Source organism: Paenibacillus sp. 01T47, from assembly GCF_056398245.1.
Genome location: NZ_JBFTPA010000006.1, coordinates 353237 through 371693, shown reverse-complemented (window position 1 = coordinate 371693; position 18457 = coordinate 353237). Strand labels below are relative to the sequence as shown.

Annotated in this window: 16 protein-coding genes; 3 read left to right on the top strand and 13 right to left on the bottom strand. The window is 44.9% G+C overall.

Going from position 1 to position 18457, the window contains the following annotated elements; all coding sequences use genetic code 11:
- Positions 1 to 2: 2 nt before the first annotated feature.
- The 9 genes from uraD to AC1DOV_RS15445 form a co-directional block, all read right to left on the bottom strand.
- A complete protein-coding gene (gene uraD / locus AC1DOV_RS15485; protein WP_477550360.1) occupies positions 3 to 545 on the bottom strand; it encodes a 2-oxo-4-hydroxy-4-carboxy-5-ureidoimidazoline decarboxylase in 543 nt (180 codons plus the stop codon).
- A complete protein-coding gene (locus AC1DOV_RS15480; RefSeq protein ID WP_441885807.1) occupies positions 542 to 1042 on the bottom strand; it encodes a (2Fe-2S)-binding protein in 501 nt (166 codons plus the stop codon). Before AC1DOV_RS15480 ends, uraD begins: the two co-directional genes overlap by 4 nt.
- A gap of 6 nt (positions 1043 to 1048) precedes the next feature.
- Entirely contained in the window at positions 1049 to 3325 is a 2277-nt protein-coding gene (gene pucD, locus AC1DOV_RS15475) for a xanthine dehydrogenase subunit D (RefSeq protein ID WP_477550359.1), read from the bottom strand.
- Between the two features lie 24 nt (positions 3326 to 3349).
- Positions 3350 to 4276 (bottom strand): FAD binding domain-containing protein, encoded by a 927-nt coding sequence (locus AC1DOV_RS15470; protein ID WP_477550358.1) that lies wholly within the window; start codon positions 4274 to 4276, stop codon positions 3350 to 3352.
- 122 nt (positions 4277 to 4398) lie between these two features.
- The gene (locus AC1DOV_RS15465; RefSeq protein WP_477550357.1) at positions 4399 to 5028 is read right to left on the bottom strand and encodes a nucleotidyltransferase family protein; all 630 of its coding nucleotides are present in this window, start codon (positions 5026 to 5028) and stop codon (positions 4399 to 4401) included.
- Positions 4937 to 6043, bottom strand: a complete 1107-nt coding sequence (locus tag AC1DOV_RS15460; protein ID WP_477550356.1) for an XdhC family protein — start codon at positions 6041 to 6043, stop codon at positions 4937 to 4939. Before AC1DOV_RS15460 ends, AC1DOV_RS15465 begins: the two co-directional genes overlap by 92 nt.
- 74 nt (positions 6044 to 6117) lie before the next feature.
- Positions 6118 to 7443 (bottom strand): 5'-deoxyadenosine deaminase, encoded by a 1326-nt coding sequence (locus AC1DOV_RS15455; protein ID WP_477550355.1) that lies wholly within the window; start codon positions 7441 to 7443, stop codon positions 6118 to 6120.
- Between the two features lie 340 nt (positions 7444 to 7783).
- Positions 7784 to 8728, bottom strand: coding sequence for a serine hydrolase domain-containing protein (locus AC1DOV_RS15450; protein WP_441885822.1), 945 nt, complete (start codon positions 8726 to 8728; stop codon positions 7784 to 7786).
- Positions 8729 to 8745: 17 nt separating this feature from the next.
- Complete coding sequence (locus AC1DOV_RS15445) at positions 8746 to 10149, bottom strand: MDR family MFS transporter (protein ID WP_441885825.1); 1404 nt, start codon at positions 10147 to 10149, stop codon at positions 8746 to 8748.
- Between the two features lie 550 nt (positions 10150 to 10699).
- On the opposite strand from AC1DOV_RS15445, the gene AC1DOV_RS15440 reads away from it, so the two are divergent.
- Entirely contained in the window at positions 10700 to 11317 is a 618-nt protein-coding gene (locus AC1DOV_RS15440; RefSeq protein ID WP_076269307.1) for a DedA family protein, read from the top strand.
- A 282-nt stretch (positions 11318 to 11599) separates the two neighbouring features.
- Positions 11600 to 13051: a SulP family inorganic anion transporter gene (locus tag AC1DOV_RS15435; protein WP_477511983.1), complete on the top strand. Its 1452-nt coding sequence runs from the start codon at positions 11600 to 11602 to the stop codon at positions 13049 to 13051.
- A 61-nt stretch (positions 13052 to 13112) separates the two neighbouring features.
- On the opposite strand, the gene AC1DOV_RS15430 is transcribed toward AC1DOV_RS15435, so the two are convergent.
- Together AC1DOV_RS15430 and AC1DOV_RS15425 are read right to left on the bottom strand one after the other, a co-directional pair.
- Positions 13113 to 13397 (bottom strand): hypothetical protein, encoded by a 285-nt coding sequence (locus tag AC1DOV_RS15430; RefSeq protein WP_430054745.1) that lies wholly within the window; start codon positions 13395 to 13397, stop codon positions 13113 to 13115.
- A 26-nt stretch (positions 13398 to 13423) separates the two neighbouring features.
- On the bottom strand, positions 13424 to 13864 hold the full coding sequence (locus tag AC1DOV_RS15425; protein WP_076269304.1) for a DUF6376 family protein: 441 nt from the start codon (positions 13862 to 13864) through the stop codon (positions 13424 to 13426).
- 123 nt (positions 13865 to 13987) lie between these two features.
- On the opposite strand from AC1DOV_RS15425, the gene AC1DOV_RS15420 reads away from it, so the two are divergent.
- Entirely contained in the window at positions 13988 to 15400 is a 1413-nt protein-coding gene (locus tag AC1DOV_RS15420) for a hypothetical protein (protein WP_441885832.1), read from the top strand.
- On the opposite strand, the gene AC1DOV_RS15415 is transcribed toward AC1DOV_RS15420, so the two are convergent.
- Both AC1DOV_RS15415 and AC1DOV_RS15410 read right to left on the bottom strand, forming a co-directional pair.
- A complete protein-coding gene (locus AC1DOV_RS15415; RefSeq protein WP_477511982.1) occupies positions 15384 to 15965 on the bottom strand; it encodes a hypothetical protein in 582 nt (193 codons plus the stop codon). The genes AC1DOV_RS15420 and AC1DOV_RS15415 overlap by 17 nt on opposite strands.
- Before the next feature lie 145 nt (positions 15966 to 16110).
- Positions 16111 to 18333, bottom strand: coding sequence for an MMPL family transporter (locus AC1DOV_RS15410; protein WP_477511981.1), 2223 nt, complete (start codon positions 18331 to 18333; stop codon positions 16111 to 16113).
- Between the last annotated feature and the right edge of the window lie 124 nt (positions 18334 to 18457).

Genomic DNA, 18457 nt, shown 5'->3' with positions numbered 1-18457 from the left:
CTCTACTCCATGATGAGATCTCTTAAACGAAATCCGGAAATTTTCTCAATTTCTCGCAATGCTTGCTCTATTTCTTCAGCAGCAGAATGCCATAATCTAGCTTCCATCGCTGCGAGTATATCCTCTTTCTTTTTTCCTCTTACTGCGAAAATAAAGGGAAACCCAAAAGATTTTACATACGTTTGATTTAATCCGAGGAAGAGCTCGTATTCATCTGCCGTCAGTTGATCCAAACCAGCACCTTGCTGCTCTATCGCGGAATACTCGGCAACCGCAAGCCTTGTTCCAAGATCGGGATGGGCGCGGAACAAATCAATAATCGTCTCTACTCTTGATTCCCGCACAACGTTCATCATTGCGTCATGAAGCGCTTCGACCGAAGCAAACGGACGCGCTGCACTTGCCGAAGCAGCCACCCAAGGCGAATGCTCAAATATCGTTCCAAGCCATGTTATGAACTGCTCGCGGGTGCATGCATTGATTTGATCCATATTTATTTTCATTTCCAGTACCCCTCGTGAATCGATCTCATGCCTATCACTCATATCGCTTGACGCCTCCCTTCAATGGCACGTTTCACAGCTCTCCATATTCCGCCATATCCAGTACAGCGACACAAATTACCTGATAAGGCTTCTGCAATTTCATCGTCTGACGGTTCTGGCTGGTGGTCGAGCAGCGCTTTAACGGAAACGATCATTCCCGGTGTGCAATAACCGCATTGAAAGCCGCCTTCCTCTAGAAAGGCTTGCCCAATCGGGTCGATCCCCTCTGACGAAATACCTTCTATCGTAGTAATCCGCTTGCTAGTGCATTGATAAGCCATCGTTAAACAAGAATTGACCGCCTGGCCGTCAATCAATACCATACATGCACCGCACCTGCCGATATCACATGATCGCTTCGTCCCCGTAAGCGCCAAGTCATCACGCAATATGCTCAGCAATCTGGTGGAAGCTGCCGTTTCAATCTTAAGCTCCTGTTCATTAATGAAGCATTGGAGTGCAAACGGTGTTTGGGCTTTTGCAGTATGATCGCTCATCTCCGTTCACCCCTTCATAAGAAATAATGGCTTTTCTTGCAAAAAAGCAGGGTCTACCGGCAGTTTAGTTACCCACTTCCCGCAAGCTTGCCTAATAGCAGCTGCGATAGCTGGTGCTAGAGTAACCGATCCGACCTCGCCAATACCGCGTGGCCCATAATCATCCCCCTCAGGCAAATGCTCAATGGCTTCCACTTCTACTAACCCTTTTTGGTCTATGATCGTCGGAACAAGATACGTATCCAAATTTTGCGTAATATATTGTCCTTTTTCCATAATCGCATCTTCCATAAGTGTAAAACCAAGAGCCATACTGCTGCCTCCTTCGATTTGACCGAGGAAGCCTTGTGGATTTATGACAGGTCCAGCCGCTACCGCATGATACTGCTGCAGCACCTTAACTCGGCCTGTCAGCGTATTAATCTCAACCTTTACAACTACGGCCGAATAGGTATACATAAAATGTGCTCCTACACGTTCTGTAGGTGAGATTGGAAATGAAAAAGAAGTTTCACAGCGAATAGGGGAATCGCAAGCTTCGGCGAGCTCTTGGTAGGTAAGCAGCAGTGCGTTGCTCGACGTCTCTCTTATGCCGCCTTCACCCAATTGCAGCTCTTGAGCAGGCTGTCTTAACGCTGCTTCAGCTCGTTTTAGCAACTGCTCTGTAAATGGCTGCTTTAACTTTTGAAGTGATTTCCACATCATTGCTGTTGCACGTGAAGCCGTAGTTGAACCGCTGTTTGGCACGACATCGGTATCGCCGATAATGATCCGCAAATCATCTGCTCCTAACTTGAACTGCTCGATGAGCATCTGCTCCAGCGATGCAATGAGACCTTGCCCAAACTCCTCATAACCGAATACGGCTTCAATCTTCCCGTCTTCCGCAAGCTCTAAGCGACCGCCTGCAGGGTCAGGAATACCAACCCCAAGTCCTGCGCCATGCATCGTAAAAGCGGCTCCGATGCCCGTTTTCACCCAAGGTTCTGCGCCATCTTTGCTTCGTGACTTGGTTTGCAGCTTCTCCTGCATTAATGGGCTCTTTGCTATAGCGCTCCATACTCGCTCGGCACCTTCGGTCATCACGATCGGTTGATCAAATGGGCCAAGATCGTCCATTTGGCGCATATTTAATTGGCGAAATGCCCAAGGCTCTAAGCCAAGCTGCTCAGCCAGTCGATCCAATTGTCCCTCAAGTGCGAAGATAGCTTGATTGCCGCCAAAACCTCGGAATTCACCCGACATGCCGTTGTTCGTAAATACCGATACGCCTTCAACGTCCAAATGCTCGTATTGATAAGGACCTATAACATGCTCTACAGCAAAATTAAGCACCTCGGCTCCAAGCGTTGAATAGGGACCCGTATCAGAAATAAGTCTGACTTGGTGAGCAATTAATTTCCCTGCTGCGTCAGTGCCCGTTTTCATCGTAATTTTCATCGGATGCCGCTTTAAGCCAGCACGAACCGATTCCTGCCTCGAATTATGCATCTTGACTGGTTTTCCTGTGTAAGTGGCGAGCAGTGCCCCATAAGGCTGCACATTCAACTCGTCCTTTCCGCCAAAAGAACCTCCAATGGGGCTGGATACGATCCGAATATCCTCTTGTGGTACAGCTAAAATACGTGATAATTGCATACGATCCATAAAGCCGTGCTGCGTTGGTGAATATACCGTTAACCGATGATTCGCCTCCGGCACGAACAAGCCGCCTTCCGTTTCCATATAGGTGTGCATTTGGCGCGGCGTGTAATAGGTTTCCTCTATGATACAAGCACATTGCTCGAATCCAGCCTCAGCGTTCCCTCTATGAAAGGATGCCCGGTGCATCGCATTGCCTTTTGGATGAAGCAGAGGTGCATCATCCCGCAGCGCGTGCTCAGGATCATCCACTACCTGCAAAACTTCATATTCAACTTCGATAAGTGCAATAGCTCTTTGTGCAATGGCAAGGGATTCAGCTGCTACTGTCGCTATTGCATCACCCACATATCTCACTCGCTCCTCACATAAAACAGGCTGGTCAGGATGCGCAATGCCAAAAGCATTTAATCCAGGGATATCTTCAAAGGTAAGCACGGCGTGGACACCGGTTAGTTGCTTGGCTTTATCTGTATGAATGGACAGAATACGCGCATGAGGATATTCGCTTCGTAGAACAAGGCCATAAAGCATATGCTCCCTAGTCATATCGGTTAAATAAGCCAGACTGCCTGTTACTTTACCTGGACCATCAGGACGGATTCGCCATCTACCTCCGCTGCTTGTGCGGTTTAAGAGCATACGCTCACTCCTTCCTGTCATTCCTCAATCTCTAGCTGCCTTCCAAAGCTCCGCTGCGATGACGTTAGCTGCTGTAATCTTCCGATACGACGATGATGCGAATAAATCTTCCCTAGGTTCGTATTCTTGCAAAATACAATCATAGGCTTGCTGAAGAAGCTGATGATCCACAGCCGCTCCTACGATTTCTGCTTCTAATCGTTCTAGTCTTTGCGGAAGCGTTTGTCCTCCTCCAAGCGCGATTCTTAGTTCCATGAGCACGCCAGCGGACGAAATCGCGCCTAATATGGCTGCAGTTACAATAGAAGGAGTAAATGCTTCACGACGTCCTACTTTATGGTAGGCGCCAAAATGCTTGATTTTCGAAATGGTATTTTCCTCTTCATCCCCACACGCCGTGCTCTCTTCCTTTAATCGTGTAAAAGGCAGGACGATGCTGAGGAGCAATCTCTCACATCCTTGGGCCCGATCGTTTGCTAGAAGCAAATAGCTGGATAGAGGAGCGCGCTGCTCTATTACACCGTTGTACCAAATCACTTCAGCATCATAGGCAAGGAGAGCGGGAATAGCGTCACCAATTAAGGAGGAAACATTGCCGCCAATCGTTGCTAAATGCCTTATGGACGGCGCTGCTATTGCGCGTACAGCATCGCTGACTAGTGGGAAATTACGCTGCAGGAATGCATTCGTCCGACAAGCCTGCAAAGTCACTTGGCCGCCAATAATGACGCCTGATTCGCCGATTTTAACTTCATTTAATCCACGAATAGCACTCAAATTGATCAAATGTTTCGGGATAGCGGAAACACCAGATTCCCACTGCGTTCGAAGCAAGGTTCCACCTGAAATATATAATCCATCAAACCCATAGCTTTGTTTAAGCAGCCATGCCTCTGCGGCCGTCTGAGGATGCCATACAAGAGGAGATGACATGATCTCCTGAGCATTCATGTTCACATTACTCCCCCGATCCGTTTGCATCTAAATAAGTGCGTACCCTCGCTCCAAACATGGTCATTGCAAGCCTGCGTACCATTTGTTTGGCCCGAAGTGATCTGCTAAAAAAGGTAGCACTAGCACTCTTTAGTCAAACCCAAATATCGTTTTTTAGCTAAAGCAAAATCTGCTGGCGTATCTACGTCAAATAATGTCTCACGATCTAACGCCAGCAGCCCATAGCCTTGAAATTCAGTTGATTCGAACAACTTACGAGCTCCAGCATCGCCCTTTAATTGAAATAAAGGATCGAACATGGAGCGGGATAATATCGCCGGAGGCATTAGAACAATTTCCCCTTCATTCGCTTCATGCACTGCGGTTGCGACAAAATCGAGAGCCGGACGCTCGCTCCAGCAACGGATAAGCCTATTAATCATTCCGGAAGTAATAAAGGGTTGATCAGCGAGTACAACCACAACTGCATCAAGCGCAGCTCCCTCTCTCAGAAGCGTTTCAAGGCCGCAGCGGATCGAATAGGACAATCCCTTCTGCGCTTCCGCACATTCAATCACAGTGACGCCGCTTGACCGAAAATGATGAGCAGCACTTACAGCACTATCCTCTGCTCCTATCCAATCATTTGAATCTTCGGGATTAACAACAACCTTGATTTCATGAAGATCGCTGGATAACAGAGCCAGCAGCCCCATCCGTGCCAGCGGCTTGTTCTTCGACAGCTCGAGCGATTGCTTTCGAACTCCCATACGTCTGCTCTGTCCTGCTGCTAAATAAAGGGCTGATATTCGCATGTTTGCTCCCCTCCTGTCGCAGGCTGCCTTTCCTTGCTGCACGTATGGCAATTAATTCAGCCGCAACACTGACAGCTATTTCATACGGTCCATCTGCATGAATGGAGAGGCCTATCGGAGCGTGTACATTGGATGGAATGAGAAAGGTCTCAAACAGCATCCTTATCCGCTTCTTTGAACCAAGAACGCCGATGTAAACAAGCTTTAGAGGCAGTGCAAGCCTAATCATGTCCTTATCCTGAGACAAATTATGGCTGCATACGATTAAATAATCATCTGGACGGAGTTGCACCTGCTCCATAATTTGTACGGGAGATCCAATCACACATTCGGCGTGTGGAAACCTTTCCTTCGTACATAACGCCAGCCGCCAATCAGCTGCTATAACACGAAAGCCAATTTGTATCGCTAACGAATAGATAGCTTCCGCGTCTTTTCCTAGCCCGAATAACACCAAACGAGGTCTAGGCGTAATTACGATCGTCATTTGATTGGAATTGTTGTTCAGTTCATCTTCATAGTCCACCAGTGAGTGATCACCAAGGTTATCAATAAGAGCGTAGCTGATTTCTTTTTCATCCCAGCTTCGCATTAGCTTAACGGAAATACCGGCATCATTTTTTGTTTTCGCTTCAAGCAAAATCGCCCGCAATCGTCCTTCCACAGGCTCCAGCAACATGCGAATCTCGCCGCCGCAGCCCACACTCTCACCCCATATAGCATCCTCTTCAGGCTTCATATTATAATCGACACAAATGAATTGACCGGAATCCCATACCCCCGCCGCCCTTTCCAACAGATCTTGCTCCAAGCAGCCAGGGCTAACTGATCCAATCTGATCACCGCTGAAGCTGAACAACATCGACGCTCCGGTCTTACGATAGGAATGACCCTCAACACATACAATGGTAGTGAGCACACTCGGCTCGTCGCTTGCCTTCAACGATTCCAATACATCATGCATATCCATCCGCTATCCCTCCATTAGCATTAGCACATTTAGCCCTCGCAGCGTAATCATTAGCTTAGCCTTCAACCTATCAGCTACAATCGAGCGATCAATTTTTTGAGCGAGCGATCCGCTTCCTTTAAGACAACTTTTTTATCAACCGTCCTCACGATCTTGTTTTCCATGACCACTTGCCCATCAATAAGAACGGTATCAACATCGCCTCTTGTCGCCGCATAAACAACTCTTGAATACCAATCAGCATCAAATGATGGATACACATGGAAATCCTCCAAATCAAGCAGCTGCAAATCTGCGAGTTTACCAGTCTCAATACTGCCAATCTCATTTTCTAAGCCAAGCACCTTCGCTCCGCCCATCGTCGCCATCCGCAGCACCGTTTTTGCATTCATAATCGTAGGACCATGCTTCACCTTTTGCATATAAGCGGTTAAGCGCATCTCCTGAAACATATCCAAATTATTGTTGCAAGGCGCGCCATCCGCACCAATGCCAATATCAATCCCTTGCTCAAGAAGATGCGGAATTTCTGCAACGCCTGACGCAAGCTTCATATTAGAGCCCGGACAATGAGTAATCTTGACTCCCCTCTCCCGTATAATTCTTTTTTCCTCCTCATCTAACCAAATGCTATGTGCCAAAATGAGATTCGGCTTCGCAAGTCCAATATGATCGAGATAGACGACATTTCTCATTCCGCGTTCCGCCTCAACCATTGCAATTTCACCCTGGTTTTCTGATGCATGCGTGTGCACCATTACGCCATACTTAGCAGACAAGTCACGTACGCCAATAAGCAATTCCTCGGTGCATGAAACAACAAAACGCGGGCAAAAGGCGTATTGAATTCTCCCATTTTCAGCACCATGCCATTTTTCGAGAAGATCCACACTGTCCTGCAGCGATTTTTGAGTATTTTCCTGCAGAGCAAGCGGCACCTCCGTACCATGATCCATCATCACTTTTCCAGAGAGAGCTCGAATGCCGCTTTCTTTAATAGCTTGGAAAGCCGATTCTGTATAATGAACCGTCTCCATATCCAGAATTGTCGTTGTACCGCTGCGAATCAGTTCGCCAATTCCGAGCATGGCTGAGTAGTAAACAGAATCCTCACTATGAGCAGCCTCAAGCGGCCAGATTTTTTCCTTCAACCATTCAATGAGCGATAAATCATCAGCCCTCCCTCGAAACAGCGTTTGGCATAAATGGATATGCGTTTGTACAAACCCGGGCAGCAGCACTTTTCCGCCTGCTTCAATAACACGTTCAACATTCTGTGTGTCCAACCGTTCGCCCATTTGGGCAATTCGGCTTCCCTCTATTAAGACATCACCTGTGAAAATCTGATTGTCGTGGTTCATAGTCATAACTACTGCGTTCCGAATAAGTATAGTTGTCATTCAAAAATTCCCCCTCATGCCTCAAGTGCTAGTATGTTAAATTCACCAAATATTCTGCCTTTATTAATTACAGCATCACCGTCATCCTACAAACGGAAAGACAATGGAGGCATTTACTTTCTTTGTGTAAGGTTATCTAACATAATAATGCAGATTCGATCGTTAGGCAATACGTTTCTTTAAATATTTATATGCTTTACTACGAATTCGTGGAACTACTTAACATTAATGCGACATTAATGTTCCATCGAAAAAATTCAATTCAGCAAAAAGAACAAAAAACCGCTCCAAGCACGAAAAAATCGCGTTTGGAGCGGCTTTTGATTTATTCACATACCGTTTATTGTTTATTTGTTCCTAAACAAGACGGAATAATATGTTCAAATATAAGGCGTCTTGACCATATTGCCTCATTTCGTTTCGTTATTTGTTTTCGAACGACGATCACAAGCTCATGCTCTGGCGCGATGAGCAAATATTGACCGCCATGGCCAAAAGCAAAATAACAATCGCATTGGCCGTTGTGACTCTCCGGCGAATACCACCAATGATAGCCATAGCCGCCATATATCGGCGGTTCATACTGCATCAATCCGCGATGATGGAGCTGAGTCGATTCTGTTATCCATGAAGCTGACAGCAGCGGCTCGTTGTCAAAATGTCCACTACCTACAAATAAACTGCCAATCTTCGCAAGATCTCTGCCATACAATTGAAGCCCGGTTCCGCCTTCATTAATACCTGCCCGTTCCATCCATCTCGCACTGCGAAAACCAAGCGGACCAAACAAATAATCTTTGGAAAACGAAAGAGCCGGCATCCCAGTCGCTGAAGTCAATATCGCAGACAACAGATGAGATCCTCCCGAATTGTAAGCAAAAGCCGTTCCAGGTTCAGAAATCAGCGGCTGATTAAATACAAATTGTATGGGATCTTTCGCTGCTTTCAAGGCTTTATATGGCTTGTCAAAGTCAGGCCATTCAAACCCAGGCGTCATCGTCAGCAAATGCTTGATAGAGATTTGGCTGAGCGCTTCGCTTATTTCCTGCGGATGCTCCAAATAATTCGTAATGGGCTCGTCCACACTCTTAAGAAAATGTTTATCAATCGCGATTCCAATCAACGAGGATAAGACGCTTTTTGTACAAGAATAGAGCGGACCGATTGAATCCTGTCCGCTCTCATACCATTCGCCAAGCAGCTTTTGTCCTTGAAGCACGATAACAGATTTCATTTTCCATTCGGCTAACAGCTTGTTACTAGCTTCCAAATCAATTGGATTCATCTGTTTAATCGACCTTTCTAAGAAGCATTTCTTTGCTGCTGTTCAGGCTGCTTAATCTTAGGCATGCCAATGGATACAAATACAACAAAAACAGATAATACCGCTACCCATATAAATATCGTATGCAAGCTTCCTGCAAGAACCGTTGCTTCAATTCGATCAGCTTGACCGGTATGAAGCAGCAAACCAAACACAGTAATCCCAATGGTCTGGCCGAGTGTACGAATGAAATTGTTGCTGGCCACAGCAGATCCACGAAGCTCCCAGCCGACAGCTGAAGATACAGCTACCGTTATGGATGTAAGAGAAAGTCCAAACGAAAGCCCTGCCAAAAACGTATAAATGATAAATAATACAATGGATGTAGAAGCTGTCATAAAAGCGAAACCAATGCTGCTGACGAACAAGAAGCAAGAGCCCGCCACACTAATAAAGCGCAATCCTTTTTTGGCTATCCAGTTTCCTGCTAATATTGAGCCCAGCGGCCATGCTACGGATAGTGGAATCATGGCAAGTCCAGAATAGGTAGCCGGTTTGCCGTATACGCCTTGTATCCATAAAGGCAAATAAAATATTATGACGACATTGATCACACACAATAAGAAACTGCTAAGATTCGCCATGCTAATAATCGGATTCCGAAATAGCTGGAATGGAATGATCGGTTCTGGAGAACGTTTTTCGATACGAGCAAAAATGACGAAAAATAGTACAGCTATACCAAATAATACGCTAATCGTTAGTTTTCCGCCGTTGCCACCATCGGCATCGCGAATTAGCGTCATCGCATACAAGAAGCTGAACATAGCGATCGTAAAGGTAATGATGCCAGGATAATCGATATGTCTCTTTTTCTTCTCCAATGTCTCCCGCAGTGAAGTGGAGAGCAAATAAATAGCAACGATTCCAAACGGCAAATTCATATAGAAGATTGCCCGCCAGGATATGTAATCGACCAACAGACCGCCAAACAATGGGCCTGAAATACCCGCTATCCCCCATATGCTTGACATCCAGCCCTGTACCTTCGCACGCTGTTCATAGGGATATAAATCTCCAATGATCGTATAAGGTATCGTCGTGAGCGCACCTGCTCCGAGTCCTTGCAAAGCACGAAACATAATAAGCTGATTCATTGATTGCGCTACACCAGAGAGCATGGAGCCTGCAAGAAAAATCAATGCCCCGATAATAAAAATTTTCTTTCGACCGTAAAGATCGGATAGCTTGCCGTAAACAGGAGTAGTAATAACGGTTGCGAGCAAATAGATCGAAATAATCCAGCTGTACTGCTGGATTCCTTGAAGTTCTCCCGTAATGCTAGGCATGGCTGTACTAACGATCGTCCCCTCGATGGCAGCAAGAAATGTGGCTACGAATAATGCAATGGTTACTTTTTTCCGAGTCTGATTAGCGTTCATTGTTCATCCTTTCTGTGAATAACATGATAAATAAAAAAAATATTCACACGACCTTTCTATTATGGTCGCTGGAAGCATGAAATATCAACGTATTTATTTCAATCAAGACGTTCGCGATAAACGAATCTCCTTCTTTTGCATGCATAATTTAGTACAAACCCGCAATATATATTGTGATCGATCAACTTCAGCTGTACGCCAAAATTCACGATCGCCAAAAAGCTGACATAAAGCCTGTTCAGCTGTTTTATATGAAGCATGTTCTTCTATTAAGATTGTGACGCATACCGTAAAACATAGCGATTCATATCGCCGTAAAGCATCCACCTTTTTTTGGAAATCCAGCATGAGAATAGTCGCCCCTTCATACACATAAAACCTATTCCCTATTGTAACTGTTCCTGAAAAGCAATTAGTTACGAAATGGTTAAATTTGAATCCTTTCCTCTCACCAATCGTATGTATGGTATCCTTTCGGATTCGGATATGTTAACATGTTTGAAGTGGAATAATAAAAATTCTATTTTTTGGTAGGTTAGGATGTTGCTCAATGTATGATTTATTATTGAACATAATAGATGATTTTGGTTATTTCGCTTTATTCCTCGTTTTATGTCTTGGTTTAATCGGTTTGCCCATACCTAATGAAGCAGTCGTGATGACTGGCGGAGCATTAGCTGAATCCGGTGTATTATCGCCGATACCCGCTTTTATTATGACGTGTCTTGGTATTTGCTCCGCGATGACCTTTGGATACAGCATCGGTAGATTTGCAGGAAGCAAGTTGTCCAACTGGTTCAGCCAGAAGAAAAACATAAGTAAATTTGTCGCTAAATCCGAACAGTTAAGTGAAAAGTACGGCGGCTACGCCATCAGCCTTAGCCTTTGCCTTCCTTTTTTAAGACATGTCACGCCATATGTTATGGGGATGAATCGCATGCCTTACAAAAGATTCGCAATCTTCGCTTACCCATCCGCATTTGTATGGACACTCATCTACTTTATTATTGGTACGTTCGTGGGAGATCAAGTGCAAGACCTCTCTGATCATATTTACAAATACTTAATATGGGTCATTTATGCCATCATTGTTATCGTTGTTGGTTTTATCATTTATAAATATTATAAAAGCAAACAACAAAAGGATCATATCGAACGGCCAATGTAGCCGTTACAGATTTAAGAACCATCGCAAGCCGCGGTGGTTCTTTTCTATTCCTAGCCTTATGCCTGAAAATTAGATAATGCAAGATAACTGGCGAATTCACTGGATGTAACCGCTTTCTCAAGATATCGAGCCGCGTTGTTTTCACTTTATTTGTTGTATAATAATGAACAGTGTGCAACGGCCCCGACTTTTCTGCGAGAGGAAAGTCAATCAATATCCTTGTTATGTTCTTGGTGTCAGTAAAATTAGACAAATGACTGCAATTTGGGAGGTTTATTTGCTTTGCTTGAACAACTAAAAAAATCTTGGTTTTCAAATGTACGCGGTGATATTTTGGCGGGCATTACAGTTGCGTTAGCGCTCATACCGGAGTCTATCTCTTTTTCTTTAATGGTAGGTGTTGGGCCAATGGTTGGATTGTACGCCTCCTTCTGCATCGCTGTCATTATTTCCATTGTTGGCGGCAGGCCCGGAATGATTTCCGCTGCGACAGGAGCGATGGCGTTACTGATGGTCTCTCTAGTTAAAGATCATGGCATCGAGTATTTGTTCGCTGCTACGATTTTGGCGGGTGTATTGCAGTATATTATGGGCGTGCTCAAGCTAGGGCAGCTTATTCAATTCATTCCGCAATCCGTCATGCTCGGCTTTGTCAATGCATTAGGCATCCTCATCTTCACTACCCAGCTTGTTCATTTTGTGGGTGCTACTTGGATCATGTATGCTCTCGTTGCATTAACATTAGTCATTATCTATACACTGCCTAAATTCACAAAGGTTATACCTTCACCGCTGGCTGCAATTATTATCGTTTCCATTATAGCCGTTGCCATTGGCGCGGATCTCAAAACCGTTGGCGACAGAGGTTTAATCGAAAGTACATTGCCGCTGTTCCATATTCCGGATACGTTATTTTCGCTTCATACGTTGTGGATCATATTGCCGTATTCCTTCTCACTCTCTATCGTAGGAATTTTGGAGTCGCTTTTAACAGCTTCGGTCCTTGATGAAATGACAGATACCACAAGCAACAAAAACAAAGAGGTACGCGGTCAAGGCATTGCAAACATGGTGACAGGCTTCTTTGGCGGAATGGCAGGCTGTGCATTAATTGGTCAATCGGTTATCAATGTGAAATCAGGCGGCCGAACTAGGCTTTCCACCTTCGTAGCTGGCTCGTTCCTGCTCTTTCTTATTATGGTATTAAGTGATGTCGTCAATAAAATTCCGATGGCTGCTTTAGTCGGCGTCATGATTATGGTGTCTATTAGCACGTTTGATTGGAAATCAGTATTTCATATTCATAAAGTTCCACGTACCGATGCGTTAATCATGATCGTTACAGTAGTTATTGTTCTTATCACACATGACTTGTCCAAAGGCGTATTTGCTGGAGTTGTGCTAAGTGCATTTGTATTCGTTGGTAAAATGGCGAAAATCCGTGTTTCCATCGCAGGTGAACGCTCGAAGAATCTTACGTATCATGTAAGCGGACAGTTGTTTTTTGGGACAACCAGTCGTTTTGTGACTCTTTTTAATTATAAAGACGATCCAACACATGTGACTATTAACTTTAGCGGCTCGCATGTATGGGATCAATCCGCGGTGACCGCCATAGCGAAGGTTAAAAACAAATATGAGCAGCTGAACAAGAAAGTTTCATTTACGGGGCTCAATGAGGAAAGCAAATTAATTATACGTCATTTGGGCTTAACTTCATCAGGCGGTCATTAACAAACAAAGCTCATGCAAGTGCACCTGTCGGTGTGCTAACATGAGCTTTTCTAATCATTTTTTATTCCTGTTTTTCTTCCTTAACTAGCTTTTCCTTGGCTGTATCGATGAAGAAATCAAACAGCTCGTCATCTTCCTCTAACAAATCCTCAAGTGCCAGCAGTTCTTCTTCCTTGCCTGATTCATGAAGGAAAAACAAGCCATAACCCCACTCTTTGCCTCGCTTGCTGTGCAGTGCAATTTCATACTCATTCTTATGTCCTTCTACCCCGAATTGAACATTGCCTACGTAACCGTCTTCTTTCGAATACGTCATAGTGGCCTGTAATACATTGATGTTAATCACTTCTGTTCTTCCTTTCTCATCGTTCATTACGGTGCGAGCTGATTGATTTGATTTAACAGCTCGTTAATTTTGTTGATCGTATCTGGAATACCCGTCGATTCAAAAGCGGCTCTACCCTGCTCAATATTCGTTAGAGCTTGATCGATACCCTGCTGCAGCGTCGCGTTGTAATCGGCAATCGATTGATGGATATCTTTTGCGTAATCAGGTACCTGCAGTCCTTCATAATGGACAACCTGTTCCTTCAATGCAAGAAGCTTCTCCTTTAAATCCGTTCTTTTGTCCAAATCCGTCACTGCTTGCTCTGCAAGTGTATTCATATCTTGTCCGAAATCCGTTAACGTTTGTAAGTAATCCGTCGTTTCTGTTGCAAAATTTACCGTTTGACCTACTTGATCAATAATACCACACCCAGATGTCATTAGCATTATGGAGAGCAATATTATCGAAACGCCCCGTTTAATCATAAGCAACCTCCTTGTCATAATCAACCTACTACCGAGATGAACGCCTATTCGAGTTGATGCATACATTACTGTACGATTAACAGCTCATGCTGGTTTCGTGTATGTCACAAGGAGATGATCGAGATGGATATTCATTTATCGGCGATTCACTGGGTTTATTTGACCTTTATTATCGCAATCATTGGATTTATGCTGATGCGACGCGATACAACGCTTATTTGTATTGCCGGAATCTTAGGAATTGGAATACTAGCAACCACATCGGCAAGCGGTTCTGTAAGCGGTATTTTTAACAGCTTTATCTTTGCCATAAAAGAATTGCTGGGAACGATTTTAATTATATCCATCATCGTCGCCATGAGTCGTATCCTTATTCGAACCGGTATAAACGAGATTATGATATCTCCGTTTACCCGTTTTCTTAGAACACCCGCGCTCGCCTTCTGGGGAATCGGCTTAATTATGATGGTAACCTCATTTTTCTTCTGGCCTTCGCCAGCGGTTGCACTCATCGGTGCCGTCTTACTCCCTGTAGCTTTGCGTGTTGGGCTGCCTGCACTCGGAGCAGCAGTCGCGATGAATTTATTCGGACATGGCATCGCCTTGTCTGGTGATTATATCATCCAAGGCGCACCCAAGCTTACTGCGGATGCTGCTGGTATTCCTGTCAGCTCCGTCATGCAGGCCAGCATTCCGTTAGTCATTGTCATGGGGGTTGTCACAACCGTCGCTGCCTACTGGATAATGCGACGTGATCAGAAACTTGGTACATGGCGTGATGGACTTGTCCTTTCAGCCGCAGGGCCAGATCCATCAAACGACCCCAGCTTCGATGCCGACCGGAATGCGCTGTCACTGAGTACAAAGCGCTGGCTCGCAGCACTTATTCCTTTGTTATTCGCACTTGATGTGGCAGCCATGTTCGTGCTTAAGCTTCAAGGCGGTGATGCCACTGCGCTGATTGGCGGAACAGCCATACTCATTATGCTGTTCATTACAATGCTGACACACCGTGGCAAAGGGTTCGAGAAAACGACTAGTTATTTAATTGAAGGCTTCCTATTCGGCTTCAAAGTATTTGGACCGGTTATACCGATTGCGGCTTTCTTTTACTTGGGCGACTCTGGATTTCTGGCCATGTTCGGCGACAAGCTTCCTGAAGCGTCGCACGGAATAGTTAATGACCTCGGCATTGCCCTTGCTCATGTCGTGCCCGTTAATGGAGTTGTTGGCTCGATTACGTTAACAGTAGTCGGAGCAGTGACAGGCCTTGATGGCTCAGGCTTCTCTGGTATCTCGCTTGCTGGCTCGATCGCGCAGCTCTTTGGCCACGCCATAGGCTCCGGGATTGCCACTTTGACGGCTCTTGGTCAAGTTGCTGCAATCTGGGTAGGCGGCGGTACAATCATTCCTTGGGCGCTTATCCCTGCTGCAGCCATTTGCGGGGTAGATCCTTTTGAACTTGCGCGTCGCAATTTAAAACCGGTGCTCATCGGTCTTTGTGTGACAACGATCGTTGCTATGTTCTTGATTTAGATCGCTTTCGTTGACGATAAAATACGGAGATGAGTGATACTACAGCAACACCGCCAAGGCCTATGTACCAGCCTTGTGTTAATGAGCTTTCCGTTTTCTGCAAGGGGATCTCCGGCTGCGGCGGCAATGAACCAATACCCAGCAGCTTGATATGTTCATTTGCTTCACTATGCAATAAAGTTGCGCTGCAGAGTGCATGTAGCGATTTTCCAGTTGTTTTTGCGTAAACCAAATAACGTTCTCCTTCTTTAAACGTATAGCCACAGCTGTCTTTGCTTTCAGCCGTTTTCACTTCAAGCGTTGGAGCAACATGTCCTTTCCACACTTCATTGACTTGGAAGCTGGCTTTGACCGCTCTCTCAGAGGAGCGAAACAAGGATTGTGAGGATGTTTTAACGGAAGTTGCCGTTCCTTCAAACACTGCGTCACTTTTGATTTTGCTCTCCTCCACCGTACCTGGTTTTACGCAAGAACAGGCTTGGACATTCGATGGCATAATCAATAAGCTGCTAATAAAAAATATGAAAATGAATCCAACTGAAAGTCTCTGTTTTTTATTAATCATATCTACTCCCCCAACCTTTTCTCTATAGCAGGCATTTATGCCTTTAGGTTAAGACGGTTTCTTTTGGGAAAATGTTTCATTTATAGCAATGAAAAAGCTGTTTCTCCCGTAGTGGAAGCTACGATCGAAACAGCTTTTTTAGTTATTATCCTTTTGCCTTTTGCTTGGATTCCTCTACTAGCGATACTTTTGCTGGCCAGAACGCTCTCTTGCCTAGTAAAGTCGTAATAGCCGGTACGAGGAATGGACGAACGATAAAGGTATCCATTAATACCCCAATCGCTGTTATGAGGCCAAACTGGACAAGCACTTGGATAGGAAGCGTCGCAAGCACGGCAAACGTAGCTGCAAGAATAAGTCCTGCTGAAGTGATAACACCGCCCGTTTCGCTAACCCCTTCTTTGATGGCTTGCTTCAGCGGCAGCGTTTTGCTCTTTTTCCAAATGCTTGAGATCATAAATATATTGTAGTCTTCACCAAGCGCAATGAGGAAAACGAATGCATAAAGCGGAATTGCACCTTGAATGGCGTCAACGCCCATGATGTAATGCAGGATCACCCAGCCCAAGCCTAGTGCGGCTGCATACGACAGCAATACAGTGCCGATTAAGTATAATGTTGCAGTAATGGATCTTAAATAAGCAAACAGCAGAATCATGATGAGTCCGATAACTAAAGGAATAATGACATTATTATCATGATCCGTCAGCACCTTAGCATCATATTGTGTAGCTGTCTGGCCAGCGATCCATACTTTTTGATCAGCCTCAGCAACGTTTCCATTCGTAAGCGCAGCTTCTGCCGCCGCACGGAGTAACGGAATCGTCTCCATTGCTTCCTGGGAATATGGATTCGTATTCAAGATGACCGTATACGATAGTAAATTAGGGTCATTAACGCTCGGCTGCGGCTCCTGAACATGATCTACAAGCGGGACAGCAGCAAGTTTTTCTGCTAACTCAGGTACTGCACCATCCGTCGCAGCAACCACTGTAATCGGCGCTAAATCTCCTGGCGTAAATGACTTCGAAATCACTTCAAACCCTTCTCTTGAAGGCATATCCTCTGGAAAAGAAGACAGCAGATCATAAGTAAATTTAATTTGACTGGAGAAGCTTGCGAAAATTCCTAGTATCAAAACAGAGGTGATAACGACCATCCACGGCTTCGTTATTACGAGATTTCCAATTTTGGAGCCGAGCTTTTTCTCCGAATTCGGCTTACGGTACACTTTTCCTTTTTTGTCCGCATGTGCATGCCCCATCGCATCTGTACGCGGGATAAACGGGTAAAAGGAAGCTCTTCCAATAATCGAAAGCAATGCCGGAACCAGCGTCAAACTTGCGATTCCCATAATAAGGATCGATAAACTGAATGGAATTGCGAAGCGATCATAAGCACCGTACTTAGCCGCAAGCAAAGCTAGCAAAGAAAGAACTACCGTAAAGCCGCTCATTGCAATAGCACCTGAGGCGTCCTTGAACGATCGTTTTAGTGCTTTCATTTTGTCACTTTCACGAGTAAGCTCTTGACGGAAATGCGAGATGAAAAATAAACAATAATCAGTACCCGCTCCGAATAAGAGCACAGTCATAATGGATATAGCTTGACCATCCACCGTTATCCAGCCTTCACCTGCCATAAAGCCAAGCAATGGTCCTGTAACAGCATAAGCAAATCCAACACCAATTAGTGGAATGATAGCAAGAATCGGTGAGCGGTAAATGAGGAGCAGCAAGACTAGTACGATAAGTACTGTTGCGATCATCAGTGATACATCCGCTCCTTTGAACAAATCGGTTGCATCAACCGAAATACCAACTGGACCACTGACACGCACGCTTAATTCAGCATCATCATCGATAGGTATGGAAAAAGGTTCTTTACCTGATGCTTCTCCGATGATAGCTTTAATGGACTCAATATTTTCCTTCAAAACTTCAGTTTCTGTTGCTTCACCGAACTGAATCGGCTGAACGAGTGTCGTTCCGTCCTCAGAAGCAAATTTTTGCAAAGCAGGTAAAGGCATTTGATGAAGAGGTATAACCTCGCCTTGCTCTTTCAACGGATTTTCAACAATCTTCTGCGTCGTTTTTTGAATAAGCGCATAATCCGCTTCTGTTAAGCCGCCTTCTCGATGCCAGACCACCAATGCTGGAATGCCAGAGGAGCTTGGAAACTTATCTTTTATTAACTCATCAGCGACAACGGACGGGCTGTCAGCCTCTAGGTTTGGAGCATTGCTTACTTCTTTGTCGCCCACAGCTGGCAGAAATACAGTTACCAGCCCGGCTAATACAATCCACGCAACTAATGTTATCCACCTTGTACGTCGTCCAGCGACCATTCCTGCTAATCTTTCGATCATTTGACAAATCCTCCATTTCACATTACGACTAATATCGTTTAAAATTAACTCAAGCGATAATTTAATTATATATACCGAAAGGTTAATTAATCAATTCATATTTATTACAATTTGATGAATGGAG